General features: G+C 73.6%; 19 protein-coding genes and 1 pseudogene. 12 read left to right on the top strand and 8 right to left on the bottom strand.

All coding sequences use genetic code 11. From position 1 onward, the window contains the following. Window positions 1-63 precede the first annotated feature (63 nt). Window positions 64-1,035: an ECF subfamily RNA polymerase sigma factor, BldN family gene (locus ABD52_RS22545; protein ID WP_047893138.1), complete on the bottom strand. Its 972-nt coding sequence runs from the start codon at window positions 1,033-1,035 to the stop codon at window positions 64-66. A gap of 495 nt (window positions 1,036-1,530) precedes the next feature. On the opposite strand from ABD52_RS22545, the gene ABD52_RS22550 reads away from it, so the two are divergent. From ABD52_RS22550 to ABD52_RS22560, 3 genes are read left to right on the top strand one after another with little or no spacing between them, the layout of a single operon-like run. Then, window positions 1,531-3,207, top strand: a complete 1,677-nt coding sequence (locus ABD52_RS22550; RefSeq protein WP_047893139.1) for an AMP-binding protein — start codon at window positions 1,531-1,533, stop codon at window positions 3,205-3,207. Continuing rightward, window positions 3,197-3,451 carry a glutaredoxin family protein gene (locus ABD52_RS22555; protein WP_013288752.1) on the top strand — a complete coding sequence of 85 codons (255 nt, stop codon included), beginning with the start codon at window positions 3,197-3,199 and terminating at the stop codon, window positions 3,449-3,451. The genes ABD52_RS22550 and ABD52_RS22555 overlap by 11 nt, the downstream gene beginning before the upstream one ends. A gap of 24 nt (window positions 3,452-3,475) precedes the next feature. Then, window positions 3,476-4,117, top strand: a complete 642-nt coding sequence (locus ABD52_RS22560) for an HAD family hydrolase (protein ID WP_013475152.1) — start codon at window positions 3,476-3,478, stop codon at window positions 4,115-4,117. A gap of 9 nt (window positions 4,118-4,126) precedes the next feature. On the opposite strand, the gene ABD52_RS22565 is transcribed toward ABD52_RS22560, so the two are convergent. Both ABD52_RS22565 and ABD52_RS22570 read right to left on the bottom strand, forming a co-directional pair. After that, window positions 4,127-4,783 carry a response regulator transcription factor gene (locus ABD52_RS22565; RefSeq protein WP_047893140.1) on the bottom strand — a complete coding sequence of 219 codons (657 nt, stop codon included), beginning with the start codon at window positions 4,781-4,783 and terminating at the stop codon, window positions 4,127-4,129. A gap of 102 nt (window positions 4,784-4,885) precedes the next feature. Beyond that, window positions 4,886-6,190, bottom strand: a complete 1,305-nt coding sequence (locus tag ABD52_RS22570) for a sensor histidine kinase (RefSeq protein ID WP_047893141.1) — start codon at window positions 6,188-6,190, stop codon at window positions 4,886-4,888. Between the two features lie 389 nt (window positions 6,191-6,579). On the opposite strand from ABD52_RS22570, the gene ABD52_RS22575 reads away from it, so the two are divergent. The 6 genes from ABD52_RS22575 to ABD52_RS22600 all read left to right on the top strand — a co-directional run bounded on the left by ABD52_RS22575 (window position 6,580) and on the right by ABD52_RS22600 (window position 13,427). Next, window positions 6,580-7,350 (top strand): redox-sensing transcriptional repressor Rex, encoded by a 771-nt coding sequence (locus ABD52_RS22575; protein WP_013288748.1) that lies wholly within the window; start codon window positions 6,580-6,582, stop codon window positions 7,348-7,350. After that, window positions 7,347-8,720: a glutamyl-tRNA reductase gene (locus tag ABD52_RS22580; protein WP_013288747.1), complete on the top strand. Its 1,374-nt coding sequence runs from the start codon at window positions 7,347-7,349 to the stop codon at window positions 8,718-8,720. The genes ABD52_RS22575 and ABD52_RS22580 overlap by 4 nt, the downstream gene beginning before the upstream one ends. After that, window positions 8,717-9,703 (top strand): hydroxymethylbilane synthase, encoded by a 987-nt coding sequence (gene hemC, locus ABD52_RS22585; RefSeq protein WP_013288746.1) that lies wholly within the window; start codon window positions 8,717-8,719, stop codon window positions 9,701-9,703. Before ABD52_RS22580 ends, hemC begins: the two co-directional genes overlap by 4 nt. Then, a complete protein-coding gene (locus ABD52_RS22590; RefSeq protein ID WP_047893142.1) occupies window positions 9,700-11,280 on the top strand; it encodes a uroporphyrinogen-III synthase in 1,581 nt (526 codons plus the stop codon). Before hemC ends, ABD52_RS22590 begins: the two co-directional genes overlap by 4 nt. A 13-nt stretch (window positions 11,281-11,293) precedes the next feature. After that, entirely contained in the window at window positions 11,294-12,277 is a 984-nt protein-coding gene (gene hemB, locus ABD52_RS22595) for a porphobilinogen synthase (protein ID WP_047893143.1), read from the top strand. A gap of 475 nt (window positions 12,278-12,752) precedes the next feature. Next, window positions 12,753-13,427, top strand: a complete 675-nt coding sequence (locus ABD52_RS22600) for a helix-turn-helix transcriptional regulator (RefSeq protein ID WP_235437533.1) — start codon at window positions 12,753-12,755, stop codon at window positions 13,425-13,427. A gap of 32 nt (window positions 13,428-13,459) precedes the next feature. Here the strand turns inward: ABD52_RS22600 and ABD52_RS22605 are convergent, their stop codons facing one another. From ABD52_RS22605 to ABD52_RS22615, 3 genes are all read right to left on the bottom strand, one after another. Then, a complete protein-coding gene (locus ABD52_RS22605) occupies window positions 13,460-16,729 on the bottom strand; it encodes a lamin tail domain-containing protein (RefSeq protein WP_047893145.1) in 3,270 nt (1,089 codons plus the stop codon). 91 nt (window positions 16,730-16,820) lie between these two features. Continuing rightward, window positions 16,821-17,837: a GNAT family N-acetyltransferase gene (locus ABD52_RS22610; RefSeq protein ID WP_013288741.1), complete on the bottom strand. Its 1,017-nt coding sequence runs from the start codon at window positions 17,835-17,837 to the stop codon at window positions 16,821-16,823. A gap of 67 nt (window positions 17,838-17,904) precedes the next feature. Then, window positions 17,905-19,086: a lytic transglycosylase domain-containing protein gene (locus ABD52_RS22615; RefSeq protein WP_047893146.1), complete on the bottom strand. Its 1,182-nt coding sequence runs from the start codon at window positions 19,084-19,086 to the stop codon at window positions 17,905-17,907. A 38-nt stretch (window positions 19,087-19,124) separates the two neighbouring features. Here ABD52_RS22615 and ABD52_RS22620 point away from each other — a divergent pair, with 38 nt between their 5' ends. Beyond that, the gene (locus ABD52_RS22620; protein ID WP_013288739.1) at window positions 19,125-19,340 is read left to right on the top strand and encodes a zinc ribbon domain-containing protein; all 216 of its coding nucleotides are present in this window, start codon (window positions 19,125-19,127) and stop codon (window positions 19,338-19,340) included. A gap of 155 nt (window positions 19,341-19,495) precedes the next feature. Further along, window positions 19,496-22,255 (top strand): annotated as a pseudogene (locus ABD52_RS22625) (adenylate/guanylate cyclase domain-containing protein); the annotation flags it as partial. A 115-nt stretch (window positions 22,256-22,370) separates the two neighbouring features. On the opposite strand, the gene ABD52_RS22630 reads toward ABD52_RS22625, so the two are convergent. Together ABD52_RS22630 and ABD52_RS22635 are read right to left on the bottom strand one after the other, a co-directional pair. Next, window positions 22,371-22,913 carry a phospholipase gene (locus tag ABD52_RS22630; RefSeq protein WP_013475162.1) on the bottom strand — a complete coding sequence of 181 codons (543 nt, stop codon included), beginning with the start codon at window positions 22,911-22,913 and terminating at the stop codon, window positions 22,371-22,373. Window positions 22,914-23,073: 160 nt separating this feature from the next. After that, the gene (locus ABD52_RS22635) at window positions 23,074-24,741 is read right to left on the bottom strand and encodes a glycoside hydrolase family 10 protein (RefSeq protein WP_013288736.1); all 1,668 of its coding nucleotides are present in this window, start codon (window positions 24,739-24,741) and stop codon (window positions 23,074-23,076) included. A gap of 273 nt (window positions 24,742-25,014) precedes the next feature. Between ABD52_RS22635 and ABD52_RS22640 the strand changes: the two genes are divergently transcribed. Then, a partial coding sequence (locus ABD52_RS22640; RefSeq protein ID WP_047893147.1) for an amino acid permease occupies window positions 25,015-26,499 on the top strand: 1,485 nt, incomplete at its 3' end.

The raw sequence follows: 26,499 nt of genomic DNA on the forward strand, positions 1-26,499 counted from the left end.
GGGTGGGGGGTACGTCGGGCATGCGACACCGCCCGGCGACGTGCGCCGGCCGGGTCGGGACCGTCAGGAGTGGAAGCCGTCGGGCAGCAGCCGGGCCAGCGCCCGGACCGCCCGGTACTGCAGGGCCTTGATGGCGCCCTCGTTCTTGCCCATGGAGCGGGCCGTCTCGGCCACCGAGAAGCCCTGGAGGAACCGCAGCACGATGCACTCCTGCTGCTCCGGGTTGAGCTGCTTGACGGCGGTGAGCAGGGCGACGTTCGTGATGTGCTCCACCACCGCCGCCTCGGGGCTGCCCTCGGGTCCGCGGTCCTCCCGGTCGGCGTCCAGGACGTCACCGGTGGTGACCTCCAGCCGGTAGCGCCCGGACTTGAAGTGGTCGGCGACCAGGTTGCGGGCGATGGTGACCAGCCAGGCGCCGAGGTCGCGCCCCTGCCAGGTGAAGCTGCCGATCCGCTTGAGCGCCCGCAGGAACGTGTCGGAGGTGAGGTCCTCGGCGAGCTGGCGGTTGCCGACGCGGAAGTAGACGAACCGGAAGACGGTGTCGACGTACCTGTCGTAGATCAGCCCGAACGCCTCGGACTCGCCCGCCTGTGCGCGCTCGACCAGCGTCCACACCTCGGTGGCCGGGTCGGACGGGTCGGGGCGGCTGGGGAAGCCGGTGGCGGGCGCGGCGGCCGGCACGGCGGGCAGGACGGCGGTGTCGCCGGTGGTCACCGCCGGCAGGACCGCGGTCTCGGCGGCGGACGGCTCGGCCCCGGTCGCCGCGTCGCCGCGTCGCGCCTGGGCCGGCATGGTCGGGCGGGTCGGACTGCCCAGGCGGCCGGTCGCGGGCTTCGCGTTGCCGCCCGGGGCCGCGGGGCGGGGCGGCGCCTCGTTCGTGTGGTGCGCGCGGCTGCGGACGCGCCGCCCGTCGCCGCGTACCGCGAGCTGGCCGTCGGTGCCCCGGGGGCCGGGGTCCGCGCGCTCGTTGAGCGGGTTGCGCTGGGCCGGGCCGGTGACACCGGCCGGTCGTTCGGCGTAACCGAAGGTGGTCACCGCGCCTCCCCAGGCTGAGCGGACAGTGACCGCGCCGGAGGACCGGGTAACACCCGGTCGGGCACGGCCGGGTCGGGACGTGCCGGCGGGCGGCAGATCCCCTTGAGGTGCTGGTCCAATGCGCTCACGGGCACGGGGGCCTCCTCGGGCTGAGGGGTGTCGACTCACGGCAAATGGGGTGAGCCGACCCGAGTGATGATAGGGCCAACGTCACCCACGCGTGGCAAGTCCGTTACACAGAGCGGAAGTATTTCCCGCCAGGTCGCACACATGGCGGACCCGTTGTCCGTCGTGTGTGGTTGACTTTCGCGCCGGAACCTGGTCCGCAGTGGAAAGTCCTGGTCGGAGCCGATTTTCTTTTCGCTCGGCGTGTCGCGGGAGCGGTGCGGCCGGGTAACGTCCGGCTTCCCGCCCGGGCACCGGTGGAGATCCTCATCCCGTGGCTAGGAATCCCACCGTACGACAATTGCAGTCCCGTGCGGCGGACCCGGCGCCGTGTTCGGGCATGGCCTGTCGGACACCGCTGTGCCAGACTCAGCCACCGTGCAGGACGCCGCCGAAAGCTCCGCGCCGAACCTCGCCGACCGGCTCCGCCACGCCGCCGCGCAACGGGGCGACCGGGCCGCGCTGCACTGGCGCGACCGGACGCTGCTCTGGTCCGAGCTGGACGAGGCGGTCACCGCCACCGCCCGCGCGCTGCTCGCCGACGCGCCACCGGCCGACGGAACCGGCCACCCGCCCCGGGTGGCGATCGCGTTCGGCAACACCCCCGACTTCGTGGTCACCTACCTCGCCGCGCTCCGGGCCGGGCTGGTGGCCGTACCGGTCAACCCGACGCTGACCGCCCGCGAGCTGCGGCACGTCCTCGCCGACTCCGGCGCGGCCGTGCTCGTCGGCGCGCCCGAGGTGACCGCTCGGGTGGACCCCGCCGAGCTGCCCGCGCTGCGTGCCGTGCACACCGCGCCGCCGGTGTCCGGCGACGCCGCGCCGGCCCGGTTCCCGGCCCGCTCCGGCGACGACCTCGCCGTCCTGCTCTACACCTCCGGCACCGAGGGCCGGCCCAAGGGCGCGATGCTGTCGCACCGGGCGCTCGCCGCCAACCACGACCAGGTCGACCGCATCGAACCACCTGTGGTCGGCCCCGACGACGTCGTGCTGCTCGCCCTTCCGCTGTTCCACGCGTACGGGCTGAACTCCGCACTCGGCGCCGTCGTGCGGCACGGCGCGACCGGGGTGCTCGTCGACGAGCCCGGCCCGGCCGGTGCGCTGGACGACATCGCCCGGCACCGGGTCACAGTGCTCGTCGGCGTACCGCCGATGTTCCTGACCTGGGCCGAGGCGGAGCGTGACCCGGCCGCGGCGCTCGCCTCGGTACGCGTCGCGGTGTGCGGCGCGGCGCCGCTGCCGCTCGCGGCCGGCGCGCGCTTCACCGAGCTGACCGGGCACCCGGTGCACGTCGGCTACGGGCTCACCGAGACCGCGCCGGTGCTCACCTCGACGCTCGTCGGCGGCGAGCCGAAACCGGGTTCGATCGGCCGCCCGCTGCCCGGCGTCGGGCTGCGCCTGGTCGGGTCCGACGGCACCGAGCTGTGGCGCGACGGGGTGCCCGCCGACGCCCCCGACGAGGACGAGATGGACCTCTCCGACGAGCCGTCCGGCACCGACCCCGGGCAGATCGTGGTACGCGGCCCGAACCTGTTCGCCGGATACTGGCCGGACGGGCGGGGCGGGCCGGACCCGGACGGCTGGTGGCCCACCGGCGACGTCGCGTACGCCGACGGCGACGGCGACCTGTTCCTGGTCGACCGGCTCGGAGAGCTGATCCTCGTCAACGGCTTCAACGTCTACCCGCACGAGGTGGAGCTGGTGCTCCAGGCGCACCCCGGGGTGGCCGAGTCGGCCGTCCTGGGCGTGCCGCACCCGCGGACCGGCGAGACTGTGCGGGCGTACGTGGTCCGGGCGGCCGGCCCGCCGGTGACGGCGGAGGACCTGCTCGCCCACTGCGCGCGTAACCTGGCCCGGTTCAAGTGCCCGACCGCCGTCGAGTTCGTCGACAGCCTGCCGTACTCGGCGATCGGGAAGGTACGCAAGACCGAGCTGCGCCCGGCGCCCGCGGTGCCGTCCCCGGCGACGCCGACCGAGATCCGCACGGAGGTATCCGATGTCCAGTGACCCGAGGCTCATCCTGATCACCCGGCCCGGCTGCCACCTGTGCGACGACGCCAAGGCCGCGCTCGACCGGGTGGTGGCGGTCACCGGCGACCGCTGGGTGGAGCGGGACGTCACAGGCGACCTGGAGATGGAGCGCGACTACGGCGACCGGCTGCCTGTGGTGCTGCTCGACGGCAAGGAGCACGGCTACTGGCGGGTCGAGGAGGACCGGCTGCTGCGCGATCTGACCACGCCGCAGCTCTAGCACTATGGTGCTCGGGTGACGGGTATGCGACGCCACCTCGTGTGGGACTGGAACGGAACGCTCCTCGACGACCTCGACCTGGTGGTCCAGGCCACTAACGTCGCCTTCGCCAGCGCCGGCGGACCGGCGGTCACCGCGGCCGAGCACCGGGTCCGGTTCCGGCGGCCGATCGCCGACTACTACGCCGAGATGCTCGGCCGGGCCGTGGACGCCGAGGCGTTCGGGACGCTCGACCGGGTCTTCCACGACGCCTACCGGGCCGGGCTGACCACCTGCGCCCTGGCCGCCGACGCCACCACCGCGATCGAGTCCTGGGAGGGCAGCCAGTCGCTGCTGTCCATGTGGTTCCACGACGAGCTGGTGCCGACCGTGCACACGTACGGCCTGACCCCGCACTTCCGCCGGGTGGACGGACTGCGCGCCACTGTCGGCGGCGGGCACAAGGCCGAGTGGCTGGAGAAGCACCTGGCCGAGCTGGGGCTGGGCGGGCACGAGGTGGTGCTGATCGGCGACTCGCTCGACGACGCCGACGCGGCCGCCTCGGTCGGCGCCCGCTGCGTCCTCTACACCGGCGGCCTGTCCGACCCGGACCGGCTGCGCGGCAGCGGCCACCCGGCCGCCGACACGCTCACCGAGGCGGTGACGCTGGCCCGCACGCTCGCCTGACCCGCCCGGTCAGGCGCGCAGGTGGGCCAGGACGGCCAGGACGCGGCGGTGGTGGGTGGTCGCATCAGGGGGCAGGTCCAGCTTGGTGAAGATGTTGCGGACGTGCTTCTCCACCGCGCCGTCGCTGACCACGAGCGCGCGGGCGATGGCGGTGTTCGAGCGGCCCTCGGCCATCAGCGCCAGCACTTCGCGCTCGCGCGGGGTCAGCGACGCCAGCGGGTCGTCGCGCCGCCGCCGGACCAGCAACTGGCTGATCACCTCCGGGTCGAGCACGGTGCCGCCGGCCGCCACCCGGGCCAGGCCGTCGAGGAACTCGTCGATCGCGGCGACCCGGTCCTTGAGCAGGTAGCCGATCCCACCGCCGCCCCCGCCCGCGGTGTCCAGCAGGTCGTCGGCGTACGACACCTCGACGTACTGGGACAGCACCAGGATCGGCGTACCGGGCACCCGGCGGCGGGCCTCCACCGAGGCGCGCAGTCCCTCGTCGGTGTGTGACGGCGGCATCCGCACGTCCACCACCGAGACGTCGGGCCGGTGCGCCACCACCGCCTCGACCAGCGCGTCACCGTCACCGACGGCCGCCACCACCTCGTGCCCGTACTCGGTCAGCAGCCGGACCAGCCCCTCCCGGAGCAGTACGGCGTCGTCCGCGATCACCACCCGCATGGGTCCGGTGTCTATCACGCCCGGACCCGGTTGCCGCCCGGCGGCCCGAATGCCGGGCGCGCCGCGCCACCGCGCGACGGCCCGGAGCCCGGGCGAACCGGGTCACCTCGGCAGTTCGGCGTGGATCCGGGTCGGGCCGCCGGCCGGGCTGGCCACCTCCAGGGTGCCGCCCGCCGCCCGGACCCGGTCGGCGATGCCGCTGAGCCCGTGCCCCTTGGCCAGGTGCGCGCCGCCGGCGCCGTCGTCGGTGACGGTGATCTCCAGCCGGCCCACCTTCCGGGTGACCTCCACCCGGCAGATGTTCGCCCGGCTGTGCTTCGAGACGTTCGTCAGGGCCTCGGCCACCACGAAGTACGCGGTGCTCTCCAGCCCCGGGTCGAGCCGCCCGGCGGCGGTGCCCAGGTCGTCGTCCACGGTCAGCTCGGTGGGTACCAGGGCGCGGGCGGCGAGCGCGGCGAGCGCGCTGGGCAGGCCCCGGTCGACCAGGATCGGCGGCGCGATGCCCCGGGACAGGGCACGCAGCTCGTCCAGCGTCTCCCGCGTCTGCGCGACGGCCTCGTCGAGCGTCTGCCGGGCCGCCTCCGGGTCGGCGGCGAGCTGGTGGCGGGCCCGGCCGAGGTCCATGGCGAGCCGGACCAGCCGCTGCTGCGGGCCGTCGTGGATGTCGCGCTCCAGCCGGCGCAGCGCGACCGCCTCGGCCGAGGCGGCGGCCCGCTTCTGCTCCTCCAGCGTGACGATCCGCTGCCGCATCTCGGCCACGCCGGTGAGCAGCGAGTACGCCAGCCCGGCCTGGAGCCGGGCGCACCCGCGCGCCACCAGCGGGAGGGTGAACAGGGCGAACAGCCCGATCGCGGTGTTCAGGGCGATCCGCGCGCCGGGGCCGTCGCCCATCCCGAGGAGTTGGCTCAGGTCCTGGTCGTCCGCGCCGCGCGGGATGGCCCAGTCGTACGCGATGTAGAGGGTGCCGCCCAGTGCGAGCACCCACCAGACCACGAGCAGCACGAACGTGGGCACCGCCACGAGCAGCCGGACGAAGGCGTGCAGCAGGTCGAGCCACGACTGCGCGTCCCGGATCGGGGTGAACACCCGGCGCCAGAACCCGGCACCCGGCTCCGGTCTGCGGTAGACCGGGCGTACCCGGGGCCGGTCCTGCACCCCGGCGAGCCGGAGCCGCTCGATGTCGGCCAGCCCGCGGGCCGCGTAGAGGAAGCCGGCGAGGATCGGCAGGCCGAGCGTGGTCACCAGCAGCCCGGCGCTGAGTGAGATCCCCACCACTGCCAGCACGAAGCTGACGATCGCCAGCGGGAGGCCCACGAGCACGTAGGTGGTGTCGCGGGCGAGGCGGCGCAGGAGCCCGTGGACGGGGGACAGCGGAGCGGGCGCGGTGGCCAGTGGTGCTGCGGTCATGGTTCGAGGCTATGGGCGCGTGCCCCGCCCACCCATCCCGCACGCTGGCCTGTTCGGGGTGGGGTTCTCCCTACTCGAAACGTGAGACTCGCCTCGCCACGCCGGTCACGGAGCGCTACGGGCCCCGCGCGATTGGTCAGGGAAGTCTGGATTGAGCAATAATCGGCATGCGCCGCCGAGAGACGCGGTTGATCGATCTTGCGGGAATGGAGGGGCAGGTGAAGGCGCGTCGCGAGCTTTCAAGATCGCGATTTGTGCACCCCTTCACAAACACCTACTCTGTAGTTCCGACGCGCCCTGCTAGCACAGCCGGCAATCTCGGTCGCCAGCGGGAGTCCCGAAACGACCGGCCCCCGTCGCTGGTCGAGGATCGCACCGCACGGAGTCTCATGAGCCAGCACCGTCAACCAGGCGCGCCCGGTCGCACCGGTGCCGTACCGGCGCTTCCGGACCTGCCCGAGGCGACCGTGTCCCGGCTCCCGGAATACCTGCGTGCGCTGCACGCGCTCGCCGACGCCGGGCACGAGACGGTGTCCAGCGAGGGCCTCGCCAACGCCGCCGGCGTCAACTCCGCGAAGCTCCGCAAGGACCTGTCCCACCTCGGCTCGTACGGCACCCGCGGCGTCGGCTACGACGTGGCGCTGCTGGTCGACCAGATCTCCTCGGTGCTCGGGCTCACCCAGTGCCGGACCGTCGCGCTCGTCGGCGTGGGTAATCTCGGTCACGCCCTGGCCGGCTACGACGGCTTCGCCAACCGCGGATTCCGCATCGCCGCGCTGGTCGACGCCGACCGGTCCCGCGTCGGCGAAGTGATCAACGGCCTGGTCGTACGGCACGTCGACGAGCTGCCCCAGATCGTCGCCGAGGAGTCGATCTCGATCGGCGTCATCGCCACCCCCGCCCCGGCCGCCCAGGCGGTCGCCGACCAGTTGGTCGCCGTCGGCGTGACGAGCATCCTCAACTTCGCGCCCTGCGTACTCTCGGTTCCGGACGGGGTCGACGTGCGCAAGGTCGACCTCGCCATCGAGCTGCAGATCCTGTCCTTCCACGAGCACCGCAAGGCATCGCTGACCGCGCTCCCCGCCACCGGCGGGTCCGCCCTCACCGCCCTGCCCGGCGGACTCGCGGCAACCGACACCCAGGAGGCGATCGGCACGTGAAACTGCTCGTCGTCGGCGCGTCCTACCGCACCGCCCCGGTCGCCACCCTGGAACAGCTGGCCGTCCCGCCCGCCGACCTCACCCGCACGCTGGACCGCCTGATCGCCCAGCCGTACGTCGCCGAGGCCGTCCTGGTCTCCACCTGCAACCGGGTGGAGGTCTACGCCGCCGTCTCCGGGTTCCACGGCGGACTCGGTGACATCTGCGCGGTCCTGGCCGACCAGGCCGGCTGCCAGCCCGCGGCGCTCGCCCCGCACCTCTACGTCCACTACGACGCCGCCGCCGTGGACCACGTCTTCCGGGTGGCCGCCGGGCTCGACTCGATGGTGGTGGGCGAGGCGCAGATCCTCGGCCAGCTTCGCGACGCCTACCACTCCGCCGGTGGCGCCGACTCCGCCGGGCGGCTGCTGCACGAGCTGATGCAGCAGGCGCTGCGGGTCGGCAAGCGCGCGCACGCCGAGACCAACATCGACCGGGCCGGGCAGAGCGTCGTCACCGCCGCCCTCGATCTCGCCGCCGGGCTGCTCGACGGCGACCTGGCCGGCCGGCCCGCCATGGTGGTGGGCGCCGGCGCGATGGGCTCGCTGGGCGTGGCCACGCTGTCCCGGCTGGGCGCCGGCCCGCTCACCGTGACCAACCGGGGCGCCGCCCGTGCCGTCCGGCTCGCCGAGTCGTACGGCGCGTCCGCCGTGCCGATGGCCGAGCTGATCACCGCGCTCGCCGACGTCGACGTCGTGGTCGCCGCCACCGCCGCCACCGAGGCGGTGCTCACCCGCGACGTGGTGACCCGGGCGCTGGCCCGCCGGGACGCCGACCGCGGCCCGCTGGTCCTGCTCGACCTGGCCGTCCCGCGCGACGTCGAGCCCGGCGTCGCCGAGCTGCCCGGCGTCGAGGTGATCGACATCGACCGGATGGCCGCCGTCCTCGCCGACGGACCGGCCGCGGCCGACGCCGCCGAGGTGGCCCGGATCGTGACCGGCGAGGTCGAGGCGTTCCTGAGCTGGCTGCGCGGCGCCGACGTCGCACCGACGGTGGCCGCCCTGCGCGGCCGGGCCGAGGACGTCGTCACCACCGAGCTGCGCCGGCTCGGCCAGCGCCGCCCCGACCTCAGCGACGACCAGCGCGCCGAGGTCGCCCGCACCGTGCACCGGGTCGTGCAGCGGCTGCTGCACCAGCCGACCGTACGGGTCCGCCAGCTCGCCGCCGAGCCCGGCGGCGACCAGTACGCGGCGCTGCTGCGCGAACTGTTCGACCTGGACGTTCCGCAGACGTCCCCGGTCGACACCGTCCCCGACGTGGTCGCCACCGACCTCGACGGCCGGCCGTCGTTCGACGCCGCCGACGTCCCGCCCACCGGAGGTGCGCGATGACCGCCCCCCTTCGCCTCGGTACCCGGGGCAGCGCCCTGGCGATGGCCCAGTCCGGCCACGTCGCCGAGGCCCTCACCGCGGCCACCGGCCGCCCGGTCGAGCTGGTCGAGGTGGTGACCGCCGGCGACAGGTCCACCGCCCCGGTGCAGCGGCTCGGCGTCGGCGTGTTCGTCTCCGCGCTGCGCGACGCGCTGACCGCCGGCGAGATCGACTTCGCCGTCCACTCGTACAAGGACCTGCCCACCGCGGCGGCGCCCGGCCTGCACGTCGCGGCCGTACCGCCCCGGCAGGATCCGCGTGACGCGCTGGTGGCCACGAACGGCCGTACGCTCGCCGAGCTGCCGCCCGGCGCCCGCGTCGGCACCGGCGCGCTGCGCCGGATCGCCCAGTTGCACGCGCTGGGCATGCAGTTGGAGGTCAGCCCGATCCGGGGCAACGTCGACACCCGGCTCGGCCGCGTGCTCGGCCCGGACGCCGACCTCGACGCCGTCGTGCTCGCCCGCGCCGGGCTCAACCGGATCGGCCGCGCCGACGTCATCACCGAGACGCTCGACCCGATGCTCATGCTGCCCGCACCCGCCCAGGGTGCGCTCGCCGTCGAGTGCCGGGCCGACGACCAGGACGTGATCGAGCTGCTCGCGCTGCTCGACCACGCACCGTCCCGTGCCGCGATCACCGCGGAACGGGCGCTGCTGGCCACCCTGGAGGCAGGATGCAGCGCGCCCGTGGCCGCGTACGCCGTTCTCGCCGAAGGCGAGCCCACCGACGAGGGCGACGTCAATCAGGAGATCTACCTGCGCGGTGCGGTGATCAGCCCGGACGGTACTCGTGACCTCCGGCTGTCCCGCACCGGAACGCCCGCCGACGCGGCGGAGATCGGCAAGGCACTCGCCGCCGAACTCCTCGAACTCGGCGCCGACTCGATCCTCGGCCAGGACGCACAGGCCGGCCCGGGGACCCAGCAACTTGGGAGCACAGAATGACCCGCACCCGTAAGCCCGTAGGCCAGATCGCATTCGTCGGGGCCGGTCCCGGCGACCCGGGCCTGCTGACCCGCCGGGCGCTGGACGCCCTGGTCGACGCCGACCAGGTGGTCTACGACCGGGGCGTACCCGAGTCGCTCCTGGCGCACGTCCGCGCCCAGGCCCGGCCCGACGCCGAGTTCAGCCCCGCCGAGGGCGTACCGGGGGACGTGGCGAAGGTGCTGATCTCCGCGGCCCGGTCCGGGCAGAACGCCGTGCACCTGGTCGCCGGTGACCCGTTCGGCCACGACTCGGTGGTCAAGGAGGTGCAGGCGGTCGCGCGTACCGCCGCGCACTTCGAGGTGGTCCCGGGCGTCGGCCAGGCCGAGGGCGTGGCCACGTACGCGGGTGTCCCGCTGCCGGGCGTACGCACCGCCGCCGACGTCGAGGACGTCACCGCGCTGGACTTCGAGGCGCTCGCCACCGCCGTCGGGCGGGGTTCGCTGGCGCTCGCCGTGGACGCCGGTGACCTGGCCGCCGTCCGGGACGGCCTGCTGGCCGCCGGGGTCGACGGCACCACAGCGGTCGGGGTGACCGGTGACGGCACCGGCGAGACGCAGTACACCACCACGTCGACAGTCGACTCCTTCGTCGCGGCGGCGCTCGGCTTCACCGGCCGGGTGGTGCTCACCGTCGGCGCGGCCGTCACCGACCGCGACAAGCTGAGCTGGTGGGAGAACCGCCCGCTGTACGGCTGGAAGGTGCTGGTGCCCCGCACCAAGGAGCAGGCTGGCGTGATGAGCGCGCGGCTGCGCGCGTACGGGGCGATCCCGTGCGAGGTGCCGACCATCGCGGTCGAGCCGCCGCGTACCCCGGCGCAGATGGAGCGGGCCGTGAAGGGCCTGGTCGACGGCCGGTACGCCTGGGTCATCTTCACCTCGGTGAACGCGGTCCGGGCGGTGTGGGAGAAGTTCGCCGAGCACGGCCTCGACGCCCGCCACTTCGGTGGCGTGAAGATCGCCTGCATCGGTGACGCCACCGCCGAGGCGGTCCGTGCCTTCGGCATCCAGCCCGAGCTGATCCCCTCCGGGGAGCAGTCCTCCGAGGGCCTGCTGGCCGAGTTCTCGCCGCACGACGAGATCCTCGACCCGGTCGGCCGGGTGCTGCTGCCGCGCGCCGACATCGCCACCGAGACCCTGGCCGCCGGCCTGACCGAGCGCGGCTGGGAGGTCGACGACGTGACCGCGTACCGGACCGTGCGCGCGGCGCCGCCGCCCGCCGAGATCCGCGACGCGATCAAGTCCGGCGGGTTCGACGCGGTGCTGTTCACCTCGTCGTCCACCGTGCGGAACCTCGTCGGTATCGCCGGGAAGCCGCACGCGCGGACCGTTGTTGCAGTGATCGGGCCCAAGACGGCGGAGACCGCCACCGAGTTCGGCCTGCGCGTCGACGTGCAGCCGCCGCACGCCTCGGTGCCCGACCTGGTGGAGGCGCTCGCCGCCTACGCCGTCGAGCTGCGGGAGAAGCTCGCCGCCATGCCGGCGAAGCAGCGCCGGGGCTCGAAGGTGCAGGGCCCGACCGCCCTGCGGTTCCGCTGACAGGAGGCCCGTCATGCCGTACCCCGAGATCCGGCCCCGCCGACTGCGCCGCAACGCGGCCGTGCGGCGGCTGGTCTCCGAGACCCGCGTCGACCCGGCCGAGCTGGTCGTGCCGATGTTCGTCAAGGAGGGGCTGACCGAGCCGCGGGCCATCGCGTCGCTCCCGGGGGTGCTCCAGCACTCCCGGGACTCGCTGCGCAAGGCCGCCGCGGAGGCGGTCCAGGCCGAGGTCGGCGGGATCATGCTGTTCGGGGTGCCGGCCACGCGGGACGAGACCGGCTCCGGTGGCATCGACCCGGCCGGCGTGCTCAACACGGCGATCCGGGACGTGGTCGCCGAGGTCGGCGACTCGACTGTGGTGATGAGCGACCTGTGCCTGGACGAGTTCACCTCGCACGGGCACTGCGGCCTGCTCACCCCGGACGGCGGGATCGACAACGACGCCACGCTCGCCGCGTACGCCGACATGGCGGTGGCCCAGGCCGCCGCCGGGGTCCACGTGGTCGGGCCGTCCGGGATGATGGACGGCCAGGTCGGCGTGGTCCGCAAGGCGCTCGACGCCGCCGGGCACCAGGACGTCTCGGTGCTCGCGTACGCGGTGAAGTACGCCTCCGCCTTCTACGGCCCGTTCCGCGACGCCGTGGAGTCGGCGCTGGAGGGGGACCGGCGCACCTACCAGCAGGACCCGGCGAACCTGCGCGAGTCGCTGCGCGAGGTCGAGCTGGACGTGGCCGAGGGCGCCGACATGGTGATGGTCAAGCCCGCGCTGCCCTACCTCGACGTGGTGTCGGCGGTCCGTGATGCGGTGAACGTCCCGGTCGCCGCCTACCAGGTCTCCGGCGAGTACGCGATGGTCGAGGCGGCCGCCGCGAACGGCTGGATCGACCGGGAGCGGGTGATGCTGGAGACGCTCACCTCGATCCGCCGGGCCGGCGCCCAGATCATCCTCACCTACTGGGCCGTCGAGGCCGCCCAGTTGCTGCGCGAGCGTTACTGACCGCCGCCCGGCCGATGTCGCCCCTCTGATGCCGGCACGTGCGGCGGCGGGCTCGGCTCGCCGAGTTCTCCGGCTTCGCCGTCCTCGTTGTGGTCGCCGCGGTTGTCCACAGCCCAAGGCGATCACTCAGGGTGTCTTTTCGAGCGACAGGACACCTCACCCTTCGCCAACTTTGCTCTGCAGCCATGGGCGCAACTGTCACGAATCGTGAGTGCTGCCTCGGGGGCTGCAGAGCAAAGTCTGCCGAGGTGGTTATCCCTGCTGCGACGCTCGCGAGGATTGTGTCCGCTTAAGTCGCGTTTGTGATGGCGTCGGGTCGCTCGCTTCGGCGGCAGCCCTTAACGCTGAGTGATCGTCACCCTCTGTGTGTGCTGGCGGTCGCTGCCATGCGGAGTTGGACGCCGAATCCCGGGTTCTCCACAGGGGCGGGGAGCGGGGTTGCCCGGTCGGTGCGGGAGACGGGACCGTGGGCGGCGTGACAGACATCGCCGACACCGAGCCGGAGGCGGGCGCCGCCACCGGCACCGCCACGGGCGCCCACAGCGGCACCGCCACCGCCGCTGCCACGGGCGCGGGGACGGGGACGGGAGCCTGGGCCGCACCCGGCGTGCCCACCGTGGCGGCGGGAGGCGAGGGGCCGGCGCTGCTCACCGAGCCGTTCGACGTGCCGTTCCCGGCGCCGGGGATCGTCCGGGCGGTGCGTCGCCGGGCCGACGCCAGCCAGCGTGAGCTGGGCCGGTTCGCCCGGGTGCATCCGAGCACGATCGGGCGGATCGAGGCGGGGACGCTGACGCCGAGCCTGGCCATGCTGTCGCGCATCATCGGCACGGCCGGCTTCCGGCTCGTGGTCGTCGACGAGGCCGGCCGGGTGCTCAAGCCGATGCGTGACCGGGCCGACCTGCGGGACGGCGCGGAGCGGCGGTACCCGTCCCACCTCGACGTCATCACCGACCCGGAGCCGGGGGAGTGGTGGGCCGACCGGTACGGGCTGGCCCGCCCGCCGGAGACGTTCTACCGCAACCGGGAGGTCCGGGACTGGCTGCGCCGCCGCAGCCAGTGGGAGGTGCGGGTGGCCAAGTACCGGAGCGTGCCGCCTCCGCCCGATCCGCAACGGTGCGGATACCGCGGCGGCCCGCCGATCCGCCCATGAGGGGATCGACGGGCCGCCGCGCGGCACACCGCTCAGTCGTCGTTCAGGATCGTCCCGACGCCGGACGGGTCGGCCAGCCGCAGGCCCGGCACCCCGGCCACGTACAGCGTGAGCTTCTCGTCCGCCTCGCGCTTGCGGTCACCGCGCACGGTGACCGGGAACGTCAGCGAGGTCCGGCCCGCGGCCAGCACCCGGCAGCCCACGTACGGGTCGTAGTCCGACCCGGCCTGGGCGGTGGTGCCGTAGGTGGCCGCGCAGATCAGGGCCGGCTCGGAGAGCGGGCGGGACACGGTGACGGTGAACGTCATCGTGCTGGTGCCCTTGTCGCCCTCGGTGACCGAGGTGTCCGCGACCCGCAGCGAGGCGCGCGACCGGAACCGGGCCACCTGCGGGTCGTGGTCGCTGGCACCCCGGTCGCCCAACTCCGGCGCGTCGGTCGGGTAGTCGGCGTTGATGTGCGCCGTCCGTACCTGCACCAGGTCGTCGTGCATCGGGTCGTTCACGAAGAGGTTGTCCAGCGTCTGCGCCTGACCGCTGAATGTGTACGAGTACGCCGACGCCGGCGCGTCCTTCACCAGGTCGTCCCAGAGGTTGTGCAGCCCGGCCTCGTACAGCGGGGCGAGCTGGTCCGACGGGGTCGGGTTCTGGGCGGTGGCGATCGGGTCGTCCGGGCGGGGGAAGACGTTCAGGTCCCCGCCGTAGACCACGCGGGCGTTCGGGTCGCTCGCCTCGACCGCCTGGACGATCGCTGCCCCGTACGCGGCCTGCTCGCGGCGCTGCCCGACCCGGCTGTCCGGTCCGGACGAGAAGTGGTTGGCGACCGCCCAGAGCGTGAACCGCTCGGTCGATCCGGGGCCGGCCTTCACTGTGAACCGGGCCACCTGCGCCGCACGGGTGTAGACGTTGCTGCCGTCCACCCCGGTCGACCGGTCCACGTCGGCCGGGAGCACCGCGTTGAGCGCCTTGGGGTTCTGCACGTCTGCGTTGGACGGCAGCGCCGCCGAGCGGTACTGGACGGTCGGGGCGGAGCCCAGCAGCGGGTCCGCGGCGGTCGCCTCGGCGAGCGTCAGCCGGTCGGCCCGGTAGAGGAACGCCGAGGCGATGCCCCGGGCGTCCGCGCCGGTCCGGTCGTACGCGGCGGCGTACGCCGGGCCGCCGTTGGCCGCGATGGCGAGCGCCAGCTCCTGCACGGTGTCCGGCGCGCCGTCGGCGTTGTTGGTGTCGCCGCAGGCCAGAGCGCCGCCGACCACCGAGCAGATGTCCTGGTCCTCGGCCTCCTGCACCAGGATCAGATCCGGGCTGTGCAGCGACTGGACGATCTGCCGGGCCTGCACGGCCAGCTTGGCCGCGTACGCCTCCGGGCTCGCCGGCACGTAGTCGAACGGCGGGCTGACGCCGGGGCAGCCGGTGTTGCCGGCGAAGTCGCAGCCGTCGAACGGGTCGTCGCGGTAGTCGTACAGGTTCTCCACGTTGTAGGTGGCGATCGCGACCTCGCTGCCGCGGTCGGCCGGCTGCGGCGGGTGGTTGGCGGCCGGGTCGGCGCCACCGGTCAGCGTGAGCTGCTCCGGCTGCACGCTGTACTTGCTGAACGCGTACGAGACGGAGCCGTAGGCGTCCTCGGTGAGCGTGTCGAACGTGCGTGCCTCGGGCAGCAGCGCCCGGGAGTCACCGGCGGTCGCCTTCACACCGCCCGCACCCAGCAGGATGCGCTGGTTGTTGCCGTTGTCGAACAGCGTGCCGGGGATGTCGTCGAGCGGGTGCGCGTCCCGGAACACCCGCCGGGCGTACGGGTCGGACCGCTTCATCACCGGGTCCTCGCGGTCCAGCACGTAGATCTCGGAGTCGGCGGTGGAGGAGTAGATGTGCCGGGGCGCGGAGACGCCGCTGCCGGCGCGTACCCGCATCCGCTCGCCCTCGTGCCGCTCCCAGAACAGGTCGGCGGCGGCCGCCTCGGCCGGCGGGACCGCGTCGTCGACCCGGACCACGGTGTCCACGTCGAGGCCGGAGTCGAGCTTGCGGACCAGCGAGGCGCTGGACAGCTGGGTCTGGCTGAAGTACTCGGAGACCCGGCCGCGCAGCACGACCTCGTCACCGACGGTCGGGGCGTACCCGCCGATCAGCGTGGTGAACGAGCCCATGAAGACGAACAGGCCGTCGGAGGTCAGCGGGTCGCCGTCCTCGCTGCCGAGCCGGCTCTGGAGGTAGAAGCCCCACTGGTCGGCCCCGGCCGAACTGCGGGTCAGGGACATGCCGGTGATGACGCCGCGTACGTCGTACAGCGTGGAGCTGGTGCCGTTGCCGCTGGCCGGTGCGAGCGGCGACCGGTCGGTGCGGCCGTCCTCGTCGTCGGCGGTGCGGCCCTGCACCTCGCCGACCGACAGCACGCTCGTGGCCTGCACGGTGAGCGTGCAGGTGGCGCTGTCGCCGTCGGTGTCGGTGGAGGTCACGGTGACCGCGTAGCCGCCGGCCGGCAGGCCGGTGGCGGTCAGCGTCGCGGTGGCCGTGCCGCCGTCGGCGGTCGCCGGGGTGAACGCGGTACGGCTGATCGAGCCGCTCGCCGGCACCGGCACGACCGAGGTGACCACCAGGTCGGTGATCGTGTCGTCGGCGTCGGTCGCGGTCACCTCGCGGGTCGCGGTGGCGCCCGCCGACAGCGTCAGCGCGCCGCCGCAGGCCAGAGTGGGCGGCTGATCGACCGGACCGCCGCCGACGGTGTGGCTGCCCAGGCCGTCGAACGTGTCGGTGGCGAAGCCGGCCCACTGCGCGGCCGGGTCGAACGCGTCCGCCGGGTCGGTGTCGCCGGCGGCCACCGAGGGCAGCCGGCGCAGCGTGTTGTCCGCGGTGCTGGTGAGGCCGTTGCCCCACTCGCTGCCCGGGTCGACGCCGACCTGGCCGAGGGAGTCGACCACCGTGCCGCCCTTGCGCAGCACGATCGCGTCGTCGCCGTTGAACAGCGAACCGGAGTACGTCTGGTCGGCTTGGGCGAGGATCGCCGGCGCGGCCGCCGCGGCGGCGAAGACGAACACGTCACCGGCGGCGACGGTCCCGGTGAGGGCCACGTTCGTCGAGGTGGTGGCGCCGTTGAAGAAGAGCTGGAGCTGGTAGCCGCCGGCTCCCAGGTCGATCGGGGCGCCGGTGCCGTTGTACAGCTCGACGGCCTTGTTGTTGGACGACCCCTCGACGTACTCCGAGATGAACAGGTCGGTGGGCGCGGCGCTGGCCGCGGTGGGTGCGACAGCGATCGCCGTGAGGGTGACGGCGGCGGTGGTCGCGAGCGCGGCGAGGGTGCGGCGCGGGCGCATGGGGCCTCCACGATGGGTGGACAGGAACTAACGAACGTTAAGGCTCTCGTGGGTACACCGTCCAGCCCTTCGATGGCCGGACGGTGAACGGTCAGCGGTGACTGTCCAGCCGGTGCACCAGTTCGGCCACGTCCACACCGTATTCGCACCAGTCGCGGTCGGGGCGGTAGCCCAGCTCGGCGTTGACCTTCAGCATCGACTCGTTGTCCTGCGCGTTCCAGGTCTGCACCTCGGCCACCTCGGGCTCGGCCGAACGCAGCTCCAGCAACATCCGCGCCTTGATGGCCCGGTCGATGCCGTAGCCGCGGTGGTCGTGGACGACGATCGTGTCGTACTGGTCGGCCCGGGTCGGGTGCTGCGCCGGCACCACCACCTCGGTCAACCCGGCCACCTCGCCGGTCTGCTCGTGCAGCGCGAGCACGATGTACGGCTTCATGCCGCGCCGGTGCAGCGTGGCGAGGCTGTCGCGCAGCCGGTCCGGGTCGTAGGAGCTGGGCCGCAGCTCCACGTCGTCGGAGTCGCGCACCTCGGCCTTGGCCCGCGCGTACGCCTCGATCAGCTCGTCCGGCGGGCCACCCGGCCAGAACTCCACGCGGTAGCCCGCGCCGACCTCGGCGGCCATCTCGGTGAGCGCCGGCCAGTCCACCGAGCGCAGGTCGAGCACGCTGCGGGTCTCCACGTAGTCGCGGGTGAAGCCCAGCGACTCGTAGAACCCCACGGCCGGGGTGTCGCCGACCACCTCCACACCGATCGACTGGAAGCCCTCGTCCCAGACCCGGCGGGCGGCCACCCGCACCAGCTCGCGGCCGACGCCGCTGCGCCGGATCGCCGGGTGCACCAGCACCTCGAGCACGCCGATCCCGCCGAGCAGCAGCACGTGCACATGCCCGAGGATCGCCCCGGGCGTGCCGTCCGGGCCGGCGTCCTCCTGCGCGACCCACGAGATCCGCCGCTCGCCGGGCATCACCTCGGAGAGATACTCCCGCATGGAGCTCTCCCGCCATGGCGGATCCTGCGGCAGATCGGCCGCCAGGACCGCGTTCAGCGTGTCCAGCAGGGACGCGATCTCGGCGGACGACGCGGTCCTGGGATCCCACTCGCGCACCATCACCCGTCTAGCTTGCCGTCAACGGCAGCCGGGGGGAAGGGTTGAGTCCGCGAATGTACGCGAGCCGTCACCTCACGTTGCGGCTGAGCCTGCCGTACTCGTCGGCCTTGTCGAAGACGGCCTGGGCGTACCGACGCACATCGTTGTAGGAAAGGATGGCGCCCCACCAGTCACCCGGGATGGTCATGTTCCGGCCGCCCTTGCACAGGTAGAGCCCGGCGGCCAGCGCCGCGTCGTCGATGTCGTGCGGGTTCTTCACGCCGTCGCCGTCCGCGTCCGCGCCGATCTCCTGCCAGGTGGTCGGGATGAACTGCATCGGGCCGAGCGCCCGGTCGTGGACCCGGTCGCCGTCGAGCAGCCCCTGGTCGGTGTCGAGGATCCGGGACCGGCCGCCCTGCCCGTCGAGTGGCTCTCCCTTGATCTCCGGCAGGGCCCGCCCGTCGGCTTGCAGCGTGGCGCCGTTGGCCGCGCCGTGGCGCGACTCGACGTAACCGATCGCGGCCAGCGTGGTCCAGCTCAGCTGGCACCCACGGTTGGTCTGGGCGAGCACCAGCTCGGCGTAGGCGTACGCCTGGAGCGCCACCACGGGGACGCCGGTCACCGCGCCGACCCGCTGCGCCCAGCCGGTGAGCGCGTCGGCGGGACGCCCGGCGGGCAGCGCCGGAGCGGTGGTCGCACCGGGCAGCGGCGTGCCGGTGGGCGCGGCGGTTCCGGGCAGGCCGGTCAGCTCCGGCAACGGCGGCGTGGCGGGTGCCGCCGCGGTCTGCGGCACGCTCTGCGACGGCGTGGCCTCGGCGACCGGCTCCGGCCGGCCGACCGCCGCCGGCACGACCACCGCACCGGCAGTGGCGGCGGCGGCGACCAGCGCGAGCAGGAACAGCGCGGGCAGCGTGGTGCGGCCGCCGGGCCGCCGGGACCAGGCGCGGGTGGCCCGGGTCGCGCCGACTGTGAGTTGCCTCGGGCGCGTCCGGACGGCGTGCGCGAACGGCATCCGCCGACGCCGCCCGCCGCTCTCGGCCGCCGCCTCGGCCTTCGTCTCCGGCCCGGAATCCGGCTGCTCGTCCCCGCCCGCTCCGGGCTCGGCGTCCGCCTTCGCGCCCGGACCGAGCTGCGGCTTCTCGACAGGCTCGGAGCCGGCTCTGCGGGGCCGCGGGATGGGCGGGGTGCCGTCGTCGGGTGGCGCGGCGGGTCGCAGGGGCCGGGCCGTCGCTCGCCGTTCGCCGTCCACCACCCGTCGAGTATCACCCATCCGGGTGACGACGTCAGGCCCGGCCGTACGCTTGGGACATGCCCCGGTACGAGTTCCGTTGCCGCGCCTGCGGCGACACCTTCGAGGTCAACCGCCCGATGGCCGAGGCCGGACGGCCGGCCACCTGCCCGCAGGGCCACGCCGACACGGTGAAACTGCTGTCCACGGTGGCCGTCACCGGCCGGGGCGGCTCCGCTCCGAGCGGTGGGATTCCCAGCGGCGGCGGTTGCTGCGGCGGCTCCTGCGGCTGCTGACTTTCCGCCGTCCGTCCCGCGGGTCGATCGGGGTCTTGCCGCCGGTGTGATCCTTTGGCACCTTGGGGCGGAATCTGCCCAGCCGTTCTCACGATGCGTGACGGCACGACCATAGGGCAGCATGAACCCGACGTCACCGGGCGGAGGTTCGACGTATGTCGCAAGGACACCACCTCCCCAGCGGGTGGGTGACCTTCGTGTTCACCGACATCGAGGGCTCGACGCGGCTGGCCCGGATGCTCGGCCCGGTCTACCGCCCGGTCCTGCACGAGCACCGGCGGCTGCTGCGCGACACCCTGGCCGGCACCGACGGCGCGGAGCTGCTGACCGAGGGGGACTCGTTCTTCCTCGCGTTCCCCGACGCCGCCGCCGCGGTCCGCGCCTGCCTGACCGCGCAGCGCGCGCTCGCCGGCCACGAGTGGCCCAACCCCGACGCCACCCCCCGGGTACGGATGGGACTGCACACCGGGTACGCCGAGCCCCGCGACGGCGAGTACGCCAGCCCCGAGGTGCACCGGGCCGCCCGGGTGGCCGCCGCCGCGCACGGCGGGCAGGTGCTCTGCTCCGCCGCCACCGCCCGGCACGCCGACCCGCTGCCGGACGGGGTGTCCCTGCTGGACCTCGGACTGCACCGGCTGCGCGGCTTCGACGACCGGGAGCGGCTGTTCCAGCTCGTCGCGCCCGGGTTGGAGCGGCGGTTCCCGCGTCCGCGTACCGCCGACGCGACAGCACACAACCTGCCCACCCAGGTCACCTCGTTCGTCGGCCGGCAGGCCGAGCGCGCCGAGCTGGGGCGGCTGGTCGAGGCGTACCGCCTGGTGACGGTGCTCGGCGCGGGCGGCGCCGGCAAGACCCGGCTGGCGGTGGAGCTGGCCTCCGGGATCGTCGAGGACTACCCCGACGGCGTCTGGTTCGTCGACATCGCCGCGGTGACCGACCCGGGGCTGGTGGCGTTCGAGATCGCCGCCGTGCTCGGCCTGCGCCCGGAGCCCGGCCGGCCGATGGTCGACACCCTCGTGGAGTACGCGGCGCCGCGCCGGATGCTCGTGCTGCTGGACACCTGCGACGCCCAGACCGCGGCGTCGGCCGAGGTGATCGGCCGGCTGCTCGCCGGTGGCCGGGGTGTGCGGGTGCTGGCGACCAGCCGGGAGTCGTTCGGCGTACCCGGCGAGGTGGTGTGGCGGATACCGCCGCTGTCGGTGGACGAGGGCCCCGACGGCGGGGGAAGCGACGCGGTGGCGCTGCTGCTGGACCGTACCGCCGTGGCCCGCGGCGGCCGGGCGCCGGAGCCGGCCGAGCAGGCCGACCTGCACCGGGTGGTACGCCGCCTGGACGGTTTACCGCTGGCCATCGAGCTTGCCGCGGCCCGGCTGCGGGTGCTCTCGGCCGGGCAACTGGCCGAGCGGCTGGACGACATGCTGGGCACGCTCGACGCCGGGCGGGAGACGGCGGAGCCGCCGCCGGTGGAGGCCGGCTGGAGCGGCAACCAGCAGGACACGGTGGACCTGGTGGCCGCCGCGACCGGCGCCGCACCGCCCACCCCGGCGACCCGGGCGGTGCAGCGGTCGGCGAGCGAGCGGCACCTGACCATCCAGGCCACAGTGACCTGGTCGTACCGGACGCTCGGCGCGCGCTCGGCCCGGCTGCTGCGCTGGATGGCGGTGTTCGCCGGCCCGGTGGACCTGCCCACCGTGCAGTGGCTGCTCGACGAGGACCCGCTCGACCCGCTCTCGGTGCTGGTGGACAAGTCGATGGTGCTGGCCGAGCCGCACGCCTCCGGCAGCACCTACCGGATGCTCGACCCGATCCGGGCGTACGCGGCCCGGCGGCTGGTCGAGGCGGGCGAGGAGCAGAGCGCCCGGGACCGGCACGTCGCCTGGTGCCGGCACGCGCTGGACCGGGCGCACCTGGGGCCGGACGGCCGCCCGGTGACGCTCTCCCTGTACGCGCTCGACCCGCTGGCGAACGAGTTGCGGGCCGCGTTGCGCTGGTGCGCCACAGGTGGCAGCGCCCGGTCGGGACTGTCGCTGGCGGGTGACCTGGACCAGTGGTGGCGGGAGCGCGGGCTGGCGCGGGAGGGGCGGCTCTGGCTGTTCCGGCTCTACGGCCGGCTCGCCGAGACCGGCGAGGTGATGCCGGACGCCGAGTTGGCCGCCGCGTACCACATGCACTCGCTGCACGCGGGCGCGGACGGCGAGTTCGGTGAGGAGCTGCGGTACTCGCAGCGGGCCGAGGCGGCCGCCCGGCAGTCCGGTGACCGAGGGCTGCTGGCCCGGGTGCTGGCCGGTCGCGCGGCGCCGCTGGTCGACATGGGGCAGTTCGCCGAGGCGGAGCGGGTCTGCCGTGAGGTGATCGACTGGGCGTACGCGCAGGACGTGGTGGGCGACGCGCTCCTGGCCGTCTACAACCTCGCCGAGTTGCTCTGGCGCCGGGGCGCGCTGGACGAGGCGGCCGACCTGCTCGCCGCGGCCCGTCCGGTCGAGGCGGCCCGGCCGGCCGAGCGGGGCGGCCGGTCGGTGGACATGCTGCTCGGCATGGTGGCCCTGGCCCGGGGCGACCTGGTCGCCGCGCACGAGCACCTGCTGGTGGCGTTGCGGTCCCGGATGAGTCACGGCTACCTGGGCCGGGCCTGCGACACGATCAACGCGATAGCGGTTCGCTGCGCGCTCGCCGGGGACGCGCTGGCGGCGGCCCGGCTGTTCGGGGCGGCGCAGGCCACCCGGGCGAACCTGCGGGCCACACCGGGGATATACGGCCCGTACTGGTCGGCCCGGCAGACGGAGCTGCGGCGGGTGCTGGGCGACGAGGCGTTCGACGCCGCCTACGGCGCCGGGACGGGGCTGCGGCTGGACGAGGTGGCGGCGCTGGCGCTGCACGTCGAGCACCCGGACCTGGCCGCCGACTCGCCCCGGTTCGGCAAGCAGACGCCGGGTTCGTGGCCGGCGTTCGAGCCGCGCAGCACAACGGGCTGAGCCGGGCGGCCGACGAGGGCGGGGAGCCCGCCGGGTGGCGGACTCCCCGCGCGGTACGTCAGGCGGTCGCGGCGGCGCGACGCTGGGCGTCGGCCTTCATCCGGGCGGCGCGGTCGAGGTCGGCCTGCGACACGGCGGCGACCGACCCGAAGACGCTCACCGCCTGGTAGTACGTCCAGGCGAGGCTGTAGCAGGCGGGCCGGACCACCGCGTTGTACGTGGCGCAGACCCGCTTCAGGTCGGCGTAGAAGGCGCTGTCCAGGCGGGACTTGCTGGACGAGAAGACGCCCATCGCCTTGTGGTTGCGGTAGCCGAAGTCGTGCCGGTAGCAGGAGAGCTTGAAGTTGAACCCGATCGGGTTGTCCGGGCTGGACGAGCAGTAGTCGGTGGACCAGTCGAAGCCGTACTCCGTCCAGGGTGCCCGGTTCTGCCGGGCGCTGTTCCAGGCGTTGTAGCTGGACGCGCTGGTCTGCGTCCAGCTGGTCAGGACGGACAGCTTCTGCTGGGTGCTCACCGCGGCGGCGGCCGGCGTGGCCAGGCCGAGCATGGTGAGCAGGGCGAGTGTTCCGGCGGCGAGGATGGTGGCGAGGCGACGGGACACGGGAACCTCCGCGGGTGGTGGCCGGGATCTCCGGATGTCGACAAGTGTCGATCAAGTGGGTGACCTGGGGCGATGCTCCGGGGAACGGCTCGCTGACATCCGCCCAAACAGACGAATGCCCCCCAGGCCGGCGAGGCGGCCCGGGGGCATTCGACGGGGGTCAGCGCACGAAGCGCGGCGGGCTCGCCGGGCTCTCGTTCGCCAGCCGGTCCAGCGCGGTCACGTAGTACGTGTACCGGGCGCCGTCGGCCGCCGTCGTGTCCACCCAGGACTGCACCGCGCCGTCCGTGGCCCGGACGGTGCCGACCAGGTGGGAGGCGTCGGCGAAGTCGCAGCGCCCGGCCAGGCCGTGCCCGTCGAACCGGTAGATCGCGTACGACGCGGCGGTGCCGAGCGGGCCCATGCCGTCGGCCGGCTGACGCCAGCTCAGGCGTACCCCGTCCGCCTCCCGCTGGGCCTTGGTGACCACCGGGAACAGCAGCGGCTTGCGCGGCAGGTGCGTCATGGTGGGCACCAGCGCCGGGCGGGAGTAGTGCTCGGCGGCGTAGATGTCGGTGGCGCCGAGCCGGTTCGCCCGCACCTGCACCGCGGAGAAGTGCACGTTGCCGAGCACCTCCGGGTACGACCGGTTGAGCGTCAGGTGGTTCGACAGCTCCTGCGGGTTCATCCAGAACGACCCGTACGCCGGGTCACCGCTCTTGTAGTCGGCCTGGCCGATGTAGAGCTGCACCCGCGTGCCGCGCACCTGCTCGGCCCACCACGGCACCAGCCGGGCGTAGTCGGCGGCCGGGTACTGGCCGATGTACCAGTAGAGCTGCGGCACGATGTAGTCGATCCACTCCTCCTTGACCCACTTCCGGGAGTCGGCGGAGATGATGTCGTACGACTGCGAGCCGGTGGTGTCCGAGCCGTTCGGGTCGGCCGACGCGTTGCGCCAGATGCCGAACGGGCTGACGCCGAACTTCACATACGGCTTGACCGCCTTGATCTTGGCGTTCATCTCCTGGATCAGCAGGTTGATGTTGTCCCGCCGCCAGTCGGCCTTGTCGGTGAAGCCCCTGTTGTACGCCGCGAACGTGGCGTCGTCGGGCACCTGGTGGGTGCCGCTCGGGTACGGGTAGAAGTAGTCGTCGAAGTGCACGCCGTCGATGTCGTACCGCTTGACCGCGTCCATCATCGCGGTCTGGACGAACTCGCGGACCTCGGGGACGCCGGGGTTGTAGTAGAGCCGGCTGCCGGCGACGCCGGCCGGCGGGTAAGCGAAGACCCAGTCGGGGTGCTGGCGGGCCGGGCTGTCCGGGGCCAGTTGCGACAGGTCGGCGCCGGCGCCGCCGGGCGCGGGCATGGAGACGCGGTACGGGTTGAACCAGGCGTGGAACTCCAGGTTGCGCTTGTGCGACTCGGCGACCAGGAAGTCCAGCGGATCCCAGCCGGGGTTCTTGCCGCGTACGCCGGTCAGATACTCCGACCACGGCTCGTACGGCGAGGGCCAGAACGCGTCCGCGGTCGGGCGGACCTGGACCACGACGGCGTTGTGGTTGAGCTTCTGGGCCAGGTCGAGCCAGGCCAGGTATTCGGCCTTCTGCTTGGCCACCTGGTCCGGCGCGGTCCAGGAACCCTTGCTGGGCCAGTCGATGTTCGTCACCGAGGCGATCCACATGGCCCGGAACTGGCGCTTGGGAGTGGCCGGGTCGGTGACGCAGTCGGTGGAGGGGGAAGTGGCGGTGCCTGTGTTGTCGCCGGGGGCGGCCTGCGCCGGTGTGCCGGCGACCAGCGTGCCGAGCAGCGCCGCGGCCAGCGCGGCGGCTCCGAGCCGAGTTGCCTTCATGCGGTGCGGTCCCTTCGTCGGGTCCGGGGGGACGGTCGGCGGCGGGGCGTCACGGCAAGATTCGCCGCGATACCCGTACCTCCGGTAGAAAACTTTCATCTATCCGTGTCCGGCGCAAGACCCTGAGGGCCGATCGATGTCCGGCGTCGTCCGATCGGCCGGATCGTGACGATTCCGAGACACACCGTGCGGGATTGGAGCGCAAAACGGCTGGGTAGCTTGCCCGGTCACGGACCGCCACCGTGGCGGCCGCACGGCGGGGGAGGTGATCAGATGTCGGTCCTGCGTACCAAGCCGATCGGCGACGTGCTCGCCCAGGGCGACGCCGACGGCGAGGACGGCAAACCGGGCCTGCGGCGCCGGCTCGGCGCGGTCGACCTGATGGGCTTCGGCATCGGCATCGTGATCGGCACCGGCATCTTCACCCTCACCGGTGTCGAGGCGCGCAACAGCGCCGGGCCGGGTGTGGTGATCTCGTTCGGCATCGCCGGCCTGGTCGCGCTGCTCGCCGCGCTCTGCTACGCCGAACTCGCCAGCAGCGTGCCGACCGCCGGCAGCGCCTACACCTACGCGTACGCGACGATGGGCGAGATCGTCGCCTGGATCATCGGCTGGGACCTGCTGCTGGAGTTCGCGCTCGGCGCGGCGGTGGTCGCCCGTGGCTGGTCCGGCTACCTCGCCGACCTGTTCGGCCTGCCCAGCGCCTGGTTCGCCGAGGAGGGCAGCGTCGTCAACCTCGGCGCGATCGGCATCGTGCTGGTACTCGGTGTGGTCGCCGTCGTCGGCATCCGCGAGTCGGCCCGGGTCACCAACCTGCTCGTGCTGGTCAAGGTGGCGATCTGTGCCTTCGTCATCATCGCCGGGCTGTTCTTCGTCAAGGCGGCCAACCTCAGCCCGTTCATCCCGTCCGCCGAGCCGGCCGGGGCCGGGGACGACGGCGTCAAGCAGCCGGTCACCCAGGCGATCTTCGGGTTGGAGCCGTCCGTCTTCGGCTTCGCCGGGGTGCTCACCGCCGCCGCAGTGGTGTTCTTCGCGTACACCGGGTTCGAGGCCGTGGCGAACCTGGGTGAGGAGACCCGCAAGCCCAAGCGGGACCTGCCGCTGGGTCTGCTCGGCACGCTGCTCATCTCCACGGTGCTCTACATCGGCGTCTCGCTCGTCGTTGTCGGCATGGTCAAGTACACCGAGATCGACGAGGGCGCGCCCATCGCGTCCGCGTTCCGGGCGGTCGGCGCCGGCTGGGCCGCGGTGCTCGTCTCCATCGCCGCCGTCGCCGGGCTCACCAGCGTGATCCTGGTCGACCTGGTGGCGATGGGCCGGATCGGCTTCGCCATCGCCCGCGACGGGCTCATCCCACCCGCCATCGCCAAGGTGCACCCGCGCTGGGGCACCCCGTACCGGATCGCCGGGATCATGACCGTCGCGGTGGCGCTGCTCGCCGGTTTCCTGCCGCTGTCCGCGCTGGCCGACCTGGTCAGCATCGGCGCGCTCTGCGCGTTCACGCTGGTCGCGATCGCGGTGCCGATCCTGCGCAGGCGCCGCCCCGACCTGGAGCGGCCGTTCAAGGTGCCGTTCTCGCCGGTGCTGCCGATCGTCACCGCAGTGGCCTGCCTCTACCTGAGCCTGAACCTGTCGGTGGAGACCTGGCTGCGGTTCCTCGCCTGGATGCTGCTCGGCGCGGTCATCTACTTCGGGTACGGCCACCGCAAGAACCGGCTCGCCCGTCGCGAACACTCGGACACCCCCGAGCCCGCCCCC

Origin of the sequence: Micromonospora sp. RV43, from assembly GCF_001029515.1 — a bacterium.
Classification (GTDB): Bacteria; Actinomycetota; Actinomycetes; order Mycobacteriales; family Micromonosporaceae; genus Micromonospora; species Micromonospora aurantiaca.

Coding starts and splice junctions, on each gene's coding strand:
- ABD52_RS22575 (WP_013288748.1), top strand. CDS start 6,580: ATGAGCCAGCACCGTCAACCAGGCGCGCCCGGTCGCACCGGTGCCGTA.
- ABD52_RS22615 (WP_047893146.1), bottom strand. CDS start 19,086: ATGGGTGATACTCGACGGGTGGTGGACGGCGAACGGCGAGCGACGGCC.
- ABD52_RS22570 (WP_047893141.1), bottom strand. CDS start 6,190: ATGACCGCAGCACCACTGGCCACCGCGCCCGCTCCGCTGTCCCCCGTC.
- ABD52_RS22560 (WP_013475152.1), top strand. CDS start 3,476: ATGCGACGCCACCTCGTGTGGGACTGGAACGGAACGCTCCTCGACGAC.
- hemB (WP_047893143.1), top strand. CDS start 11,294: ATGCCGTACCCCGAGATCCGGCCCCGCCGACTGCGCCGCAACGCGGCC.
- ABD52_RS22635 (WP_013288736.1), bottom strand. CDS start 24,741: ATGAAGGCAACTCGGCTCGGAGCCGCCGCGCTGGCCGCGGCGCTGCTC.
- hemC (WP_013288746.1), top strand. CDS start 8,717: ATGACCGCCCCCCTTCGCCTCGGTACCCGGGGCAGCGCCCTGGCGATG.
- ABD52_RS22620 (WP_013288739.1), top strand. CDS start 19,125: ATGCCCCGGTACGAGTTCCGTTGCCGCGCCTGCGGCGACACCTTCGAG.
- ABD52_RS22590 (WP_047893142.1), top strand. CDS start 9,700: ATGACCCGCACCCGTAAGCCCGTAGGCCAGATCGCATTCGTCGGGGCC.
- ABD52_RS22555 (WP_013288752.1), top strand. CDS start 3,197: ATGTCCAGTGACCCGAGGCTCATCCTGATCACCCGGCCCGGCTGCCAC.
- ABD52_RS22565 (WP_047893140.1), bottom strand. CDS start 4,783: ATGCGGGTGGTGATCGCGGACGACGCCGTACTGCTCCGGGAGGGGCTG.
- ABD52_RS22610 (WP_013288741.1), bottom strand. CDS start 17,837: ATGGTGCGCGAGTGGGATCCCAGGACCGCGTCGTCCGCCGAGATCGCG.
- ABD52_RS22605 (WP_047893145.1), bottom strand. CDS start 16,729: ATGCGCCCGCGCCGCACCCTCGCCGCGCTCGCGACCACCGCCGCCGTC.